The organism is Clostridium sp. 1001283B150210_160208_E6, assembly GCF_015669365.1.
Classification (GTDB): Bacteria; Bacillota; Clostridia; order Clostridiales; family Clostridiaceae; genus Clostridium; species Clostridium paraputrificum.
On the sequence record NZ_JADPAA010000001.1, the window covers coordinates 497,830 to 505,121 of the forward strand.

Sequence of the window (7,292 nt, forward strand, 5' to 3'; positions counted from 1 at the left end):
TATTATCCTAAAAATCCACATAAAACTCCTACTATTGACAATGCAATTATTCCAAATAATATAAGGATAGAGCTCTTTCCTTTCTTTAATAACTTATAACAACCTAAAGTAGTTAATAGTGGAATTAATTTAGGTAAAATACTATCTAATGTTGCTTGAATTCCAAGTTCCAGTTCTCCAATGTTAAACACTGTTGGAATATTTATATTTACTAATTGTGGTATTAAACCACCTACAAGAATTAATCCTAATATAGTGGCCATTGTAGTAAATCTTTGAACTACCCCACTATCCTTAGCTTTATCTAAAAATTTGATTCCTTCCCTATATCCATAGTTAATTCCGTAGAACTTAATCCCCATATTTAAAGCATTAAACATAAGTAAAGCAATTACTAATCCGAATGGATTTCCTTCCTTAGCAAAGGATGCACCAATACTCATACATATAGGTAACCATGTTAAAAATACTATACTATCTCCAAGCCCAGCTAATGGTCCCATTAATCCCACTTTTATTCCTGATATAGTTCTATCAGCTTTATTTCCTTCCTTTTCCTCAAGTGCCGCTGTTACACCTAAAATAGGTGATGCAAAAGTTGGCATTGTATTAAAAAATTCTAGATGCCTCTTCATAGCTTTTGATCTTTCTTCTTTTGGCTTATCTCCATATAACTTCTTTAATACTGGTTTTATACTATATAAAAAACCTAAAGATTGCATTCTCTCATAGTTCCAAGATCCCATTAAGAGATTAGATCTCCAAAATACTTTTCTTATATCTTTCTTGGTTAACTTCTCCATTATAAATCATAACCTCCCTCATCATTTACTTGTGTATTTGCACTTGCTTCAACTGTTGATGCTGAATCCTTTTTACTATTAGTAAATATATCGTATAATACTGCAAATATAATACCAATCATAGCTAACCCTATAGTTGGTATATTTCCATATATAGTACAAACAAATCCAACTAATAAAAATACCCATAATTTTTTATTTAGCATTAATGATAGTAACATACCAAACCCTAATGCAGGTAATATTCCCCCTGCTACAGTTAATCCCTTCATAATAAACTCTGGAATATATCCAAATAAGTTTTGTACAAAATCTGCTCCAAAGTAAACTGCCAAAAATACTGGTACAGCCCTTGTTAATGCATACATTGGAAATCCTATAAGTTGCCATTTATCTATTCCATCAATGTCGCCTTCTTCTGCTAATTTATCAGCTTTATGTGTAAAAGATATTGCAAAAGTTCTTGCTAACATATCAAGTTGTTGACACACAACTGCTACTGGTACTGCAATAGCTATCCCCGCTACTGATCCCTCTCCAGATATTATTCCTACTGCTGTTCCTATTATTGATCCAGAAATAACATCTGGTGGTACATACGCCCCTATTCCAGTTACACCTAACCACATAAGTTCTAAAGTTGCTCCAATTATAAGCCCCTGATTAAAATCACCTAATATAAGTCCAGTAATAGATCCTGCAATTAATGGCCTATATAATGATGTTTGAAATGAAAATAAATCAAATGTACATATAGCAGCCCAAATTGCTAATAGTGTTGCTTGAATTAACATTATTAATCACTCCTTATTTTATAAATTCTTTCATATTTGTAACTTTATCAGCAGGAATCATTTGTATTTCAACATTTACTCCTAAATTCATTATTTCTTTAAAATCCATTTTATCTTTTTCATCTACTGCTACTGCCTTAGTTAACTTTTCTTTATTTAATACATGCTTCATTCCTCCTACATTTAGATACGGTATTTTAACTCCAGCTTTGAGATTCCTATACACATCTTCTGGATTCGTATAAATTAACATTGTTTTTCTTTTAATAGGATTATTCTTATATACCTCTGTAAACTTATCTACACCAAAAAGTAAAATTCTTATTCCTTGTGGTGCTGTCATTTCTAATACAGACTTTTGAACTGGATCATTAGCTAATAAATCATTTATCACTATTACCTGCTCAATTTCATACTTTTTTATCCAAGTAGTAGCTACTTGTCCATGCACTAACCTATCATCTATTCTTACAAAATCTATTGCCATTTTACATTCCTCCATTCTTATTTATGTACTTCTCCATATCAATAAATGATGATTTACCAACCTCTATTAAATGTTCTTTTAGTTCATTTAAATTCATATGTTCATTAGTAAATGCTTCTATCAATACAGGTAAATTTAATCCACTGATTACTTGTACATTATTATTTGATATCAAACTATAAACTGATGCATTATTGGGTGTTCCACCCATTAAGTCAGTTAGAATTAAAATATTTCTTTCAACACCAAACTCATCTACTACTTTTTGTATCTTTTCTTTAAACTGATTTAGGTCTATCCCTAATGTCATTGATAAGGCTCTAACTTTATTTTTACTTTGTTCTCCTACAATCATTTCAGCACTTTTTAAAGCCTCTTGTGCAAAATATCCATGACTTGCAAGTATAAATGCTATATCTGTCATAAACCATTTCTTCCTTTCTTTATTTTCTCAATATTATTTATAGCAATTCTTATGCCAATGCTCTTAAACTATTAAAATTTCATATTTATATGCTTTATAATGCACATTAATACGCTTTAACCAAAAAGAAGCAATGCACTTTAAATTAAGTGCATTGCTTCTTTTCAATAAATATAAGTAATAGATAATATATTTCATCATCAGGTATCTCTATAGAAAATCCAACTTCTATATTCCTTAATGCTCTCTTTATAAAATTAAATTCAGTAAATAACTTAGCTTTTACCTCTTCTAAATTTTCATCTGACTTAAGAATATTATTACATAGTAAAATTCTCTCTATCATACAACATACATGTACATATGTGCTTGCTATCTCATTTAAAGCTAACTTAAAAATATTACTATGCTCTATGCAGGAAATAAAATCTACTAAATAAGGATGTACTTTTTCAACATCTAAACATTGAAGATATTTAGATGTTACATCAGCAGCAGCCCCAAGAACCATATCTCTATTAACATCAATAATAAGGCTCTCATCATTTTCTATATTAATCTTTTCATCAATGAGATTAACTAATTTTTTAATTCCAGAATACGTTAACATTTCTTGCAATGATATATAAGGAATATTGTTATATATAAATTCCACTGCTCCAACTATTGCTATTATATATTTCTTTTCTTCATGAATTGCTAAATCTATAATCCTTTCTGCCTCTTTTTTATTACTTACGCTTATAGGTATTACATTGATATCATAAATATTATTTTTCTTTAGTATCTTTTTTATAGACTCCTCAATATATGTTGCTGTTCCTTGACCTGTATTGCAAATTGTAAATATTACTTTCTTGCTATTTCCCATTTCTTCGTCTAATCTTCTTTTTTGTTTTTCATAAAGATTCTTTTGAAGCTTAACCAAACTATACATAATTTCATCAATATTAGCATTAGGCATTATAGCCCTCCTTGATGCCTCAATTAAAGATAGTATGTTGGTATTTTCAATAACTTTCACCTTAAGTCCAGTTCTTTCTTGTATTTTTTCCCCTATAAATACTAGAGATCCCATGTCAACCATTATCAGTGTTCCTTTATTATTCTTGCTACTCTTAACCATTTCTAGCGCTTCATCTAAAACAATTTCTGGTTTCATCGTAAGTGGCATATTTATATATTTTATATGATCTATTCCTAATAATAAGTTTGCTGTCTCTGCTAATTTTTCTGCGATTAAATCTCCATGTGCTATTACTATAATATCTATAAAATCATGCTTCTTATTGCTTGATAAAACAAAGAATATTGTTGCCAAAAGATACGGCTCATACTTAGAACACTTTATATTAAATTCTTTTTCTATCCTTTTCACTACTTTTATAGCCACAGAGAATTCTTTAGAATTTATAATTTTAATATAATGTTTATATTCTTCATTTAACGGTTCAATATAGTTAAATTCAGATATATTTTTAAAATGGAACGCTAGGCTATAGTAAACTTCTTTATCAAAAACTAACTGTAGGTCTTCATATACAATTTCTGATATAGTACTTACAATCTCAATAATTTCATCATTAATGATATTTGCATACTTATAGTTTGAATACATATCCTTTACTACAGCTTGTGTAAAATCATCATATACTTTAGTTAAATTTATAGAATCACTATTAATCTTTTTTCTTAAATCATTGAAATACTTTTCAAAATCATACTTAGGAACCTCAATATCTAAATTGCTCTTCTCACTTCCTGAATACTCAAAATAATTATCATAAGCTAATCTATCTATTTTATATCTAAGATTTTCATCTACCTCTAAGCAAGAATCCCTAACATAAGAAGGTAAAAAATCAACAATAACTTCTATAAAATCTTTGTAATTACTTCTATACTCTAAAAATGCACGTGCTACTGTAATTTGTATATCACTTCTTAACTGCCCTATATTTCCTGTTGGTTTATATATTAACAAAGAAGTCATTACATCTTTATGGACGCATATTTTCTGACCAATTCTTTTTGACTCTAGGGAAAATAATGTTTTTAAAATTGATAATCTTTCTTTAATACTTCTTTCCCTTAATGGTGGAATACTTATACTTACTGGAATTCTTCGTGTGAACGTTCTCAATAAACTCGATTCAATTCCTTCAGTTGTTGCTCCTATTATCATTACACGAGCATTTCTATCATTTTTTGATTCCCCAAGTCGTCTATATTTTTCTTTATCCATAAAGAAAAATAACATTTCTTGTCCTTCTGGAGGAAGTCTATGTATTTCATCTAAAAATAAAACACCACCATCAGCTTCTTCAAGCACTCCTTTTCTATCTTCTAACGCGCCTGTATATGCACCTTTTTTGCTCCCAAATATTTCAGCTAATAATAATTGAGGATTATTTGCATAGTCTGCGCAGTTAAATGTTACAAACTTTGAATCTTCACAAAAAACCCCTTCACTTTTTCCATATTCAAACATCTTTTCAGCAAACAAGCTTTTTCCAACACCAGTTTCTCCAACTATTAATGTATTTAATCCGTGTGGAGGATAACAAACAGCCGCCTTACCTTGATTAACACACATTTTCAAACTTTTATTATATCCAACTAAATCAATAAAGCAGTCTTTTTTTCTTATTTTCTTATTACTCATTTGATAGCTTGTCTTGTTTTCTAATTCAAGTAATTCTTTTGGAGCATTAAAAATATGTCCATTTATTTTATTTCCTATAATTCTTTCAATCTCTTTTCTCGATAAAAACCTTACAGGTTTACCTGTAATCTTCAATGCGAATCCTAGTTTTACCAACTCATTCAAATCAGAGGCTGCATTATTTCTAACTACTCCAAGTTCACTACCAACTTCATTTGCTGTAAACCCAATTGTTCTGTTTTTTAGAATATCCTCCTTAGTTATTGTATAAGACAACCTTTCTAACCTATCTCGTATCCTTTCAATCCTCTTCATATGATTACCTACCTCTAATTTTTTTATTTAGAAATATACTTACTTACAATTATACCTTATAAATTTTCAAAGAAAAAATAATTATTTCATATGCAAATAAACTTTAGTACCATTAAACTATTAAATTGTTCATAATTTAATCGGTATTATAATTTCCTAAATAATAAAAAGCCCCAAGAAACTTAATACATTTCTTGAAGCTTTCTAATACATACCTTTAACAGTGAGTAGAGTAGATATTTGTTTTTCTGTGACTTGGAACCTTGTTACGGAACAAGAAAAATAAATATCTACTCAATTTTACTCATTTACAGGAAGAATATCATTCTTGCTGCACCAATCTAGTGCTACCTTTAAATATTCTATTTCTCTTTCTCTATCCCCTAATCCTCTTGATACATTGCAATAAGGAACTTCTATATAATTTTCTTCATTATCTCTAATATCTATTAAGCTTTTTAATACTTCCTCATCCCACTCTGGGTGAAAAATTATATCTAAACTATCTAAATCCTCTAAATATCCATATTCTTGCTCATCATACAGTACGAATTCTCCAGTTTCTTTATTATAATAATACTTCATATCTTCTGATGATAATTGTATTTGTGCTACTAATTCAGTTAAGTTAATTCTCATGCTATATCTCCTTCTTTATCTTTTGTGCGGAAATCATTATATCATAAAGAATTAGATAATTAAAATATTAAAATAGTCCAAATTTACTTGTTTTTTATTTTACTTTATTATAAATTAGCCTTTTCCCAATCTTCTTTAAATTTTTTAATGCCTGCATCTGTTAATGGATGATTAATTAGAGCTCTAATAACACTTGGTGGAAGAGTTCCAATGTTTGCACCAAGCTTTGCGGCCTCTATCACATGAATTGGATTTCTTATAGATGCTGCTATTATTTCTGTTTGGATATTATGAACATTAAATATTTCACTTATATCTTCTATAAGTATTAATCCATTTGATCCTATATCATCTAATCTTCCTAAGAATGGAGATACATAGCTTGCTCCTGCCCTTGCTGCTAGTAATGCTTGTGCTGCTGAGAATATTAAAGTAACATTTGTACGTATTCCCTTCTTTGATAGATATGAAACTGCTTTTAATCCATCATATGTCATAGGAATTTTTACAACTATGTTCTTGTGAATACTTGCAAGCTCTTCTGCTTCCTTTATCATATTTTCATAGTCCAAACTTATAACTTCCCCACTAATTGGACCATCTACTATAGATGCTATTTCCTTTAATGTTTCCTTTAAGTCTCTCTTTTCTTTTGCAATTAGGGATGGATTTGTTGTTATTCCATGTATAACTCCTAAAGAGTTAATTTCTTTTATATCCTCAATATTTGCTGTATCTAAAAATATTTTCATTTTTAATTCCCCCTTTATTTTAACTTTATTACTTCTTTTACTTTATTAACTATATTATTCGAAGTTAATCCGTACTTTTCTAATAACTCATTTGGCTTTCCACTTTCCCCAAATGTATCCTTAACACCAACTCTTAAAACAGGTACTGGACACTTTTCTGAAACAACTTCTGCTACTGCTGATCCTAGTCCACCTATTATACTATGCTCTTCAGCTGTCACTATAACTCCAGTTTCCTTTGCAGCTTTTATTATTAATTCTTCATCTATCGGCTTAATAGTATGTATGTTAATAACCCTTGCATTTATTCCTTCTTTAGCTAATTCTTCTTTTGCTTCTAATGCAGCTTCAACCATTATTCCTGTTGCTATTATTGCTACATCATTTCCTTCAGCTAAAGTTATTCCCTTACC

The 7,292-nt window shown here is 29.3% G+C and carries 8 protein-coding genes; all 8 read right to left on the reverse strand.

The genetic code is table 11. From position 1 onward, the window contains the following. Nucleotides 1-2 precede the first annotated feature (2 nt). Nucleotides 3-803, reverse strand: coding sequence for a PTS system mannose/fructose/sorbose family transporter subunit IID (locus tag I4V16_RS02600; protein ID WP_027099084.1), 801 nt, complete (start codon nt 801-803; stop codon nt 3-5). Further along, complete coding sequence (locus I4V16_RS02605) at nt 803-1,597, reverse strand: PTS sugar transporter subunit IIC (protein ID WP_027099085.1); 795 nt, start codon at nt 1,595-1,597, stop codon at nt 803-805. Before I4V16_RS02605 ends, I4V16_RS02600 begins: the two co-directional genes overlap by 1 nt. A gap of 13 nt (nt 1,598-1,610) precedes the next feature. After that, nucleotides 1,611-2,084, reverse strand: coding sequence for a PTS sugar transporter subunit IIB (locus tag I4V16_RS02610; RefSeq protein WP_027099086.1), 474 nt, complete (start codon nt 2,082-2,084; stop codon nt 1,611-1,613). 1 nt (nt 2,085) lies between these two features. Then, a complete protein-coding gene (locus I4V16_RS02615; protein WP_027099087.1) occupies nt 2,086-2,508 on the reverse strand; it encodes a PTS sugar transporter subunit IIA in 423 nt (140 codons plus the stop codon). 145 nt (nt 2,509-2,653) lie between these two features. Continuing rightward, entirely contained in the window at nt 2,654-5,488 is a 2,835-nt protein-coding gene (locus I4V16_RS02620) for a sigma 54-interacting transcriptional regulator (protein ID WP_055254989.1), read from the reverse strand. Nucleotides 5,489-5,788: 300 nt separating this feature from the next. Continuing rightward, nucleotides 5,789-6,127, reverse strand: coding sequence for a hypothetical protein (locus tag I4V16_RS02625; RefSeq protein ID WP_027099089.1), 339 nt, complete (start codon nt 6,125-6,127; stop codon nt 5,789-5,791). 107 nt (nt 6,128-6,234) lie between these two features. Continuing rightward, nucleotides 6,235-6,879 carry a fructose-6-phosphate aldolase gene (gene fsa, locus I4V16_RS02630; protein WP_027099090.1) on the reverse strand — a complete coding sequence of 215 codons (645 nt, stop codon included), beginning with the start codon at nt 6,877-6,879 and terminating at the stop codon, nt 6,235-6,237. A gap of 14 nt (nt 6,880-6,893) precedes the next feature. Beyond that, nucleotides 6,894-7,292: transketolase C-terminal domain-containing protein (locus tag I4V16_RS02635; RefSeq protein ID WP_279325765.1), on the reverse strand; the 399-nt coding region annotated here is incomplete at its 5' end.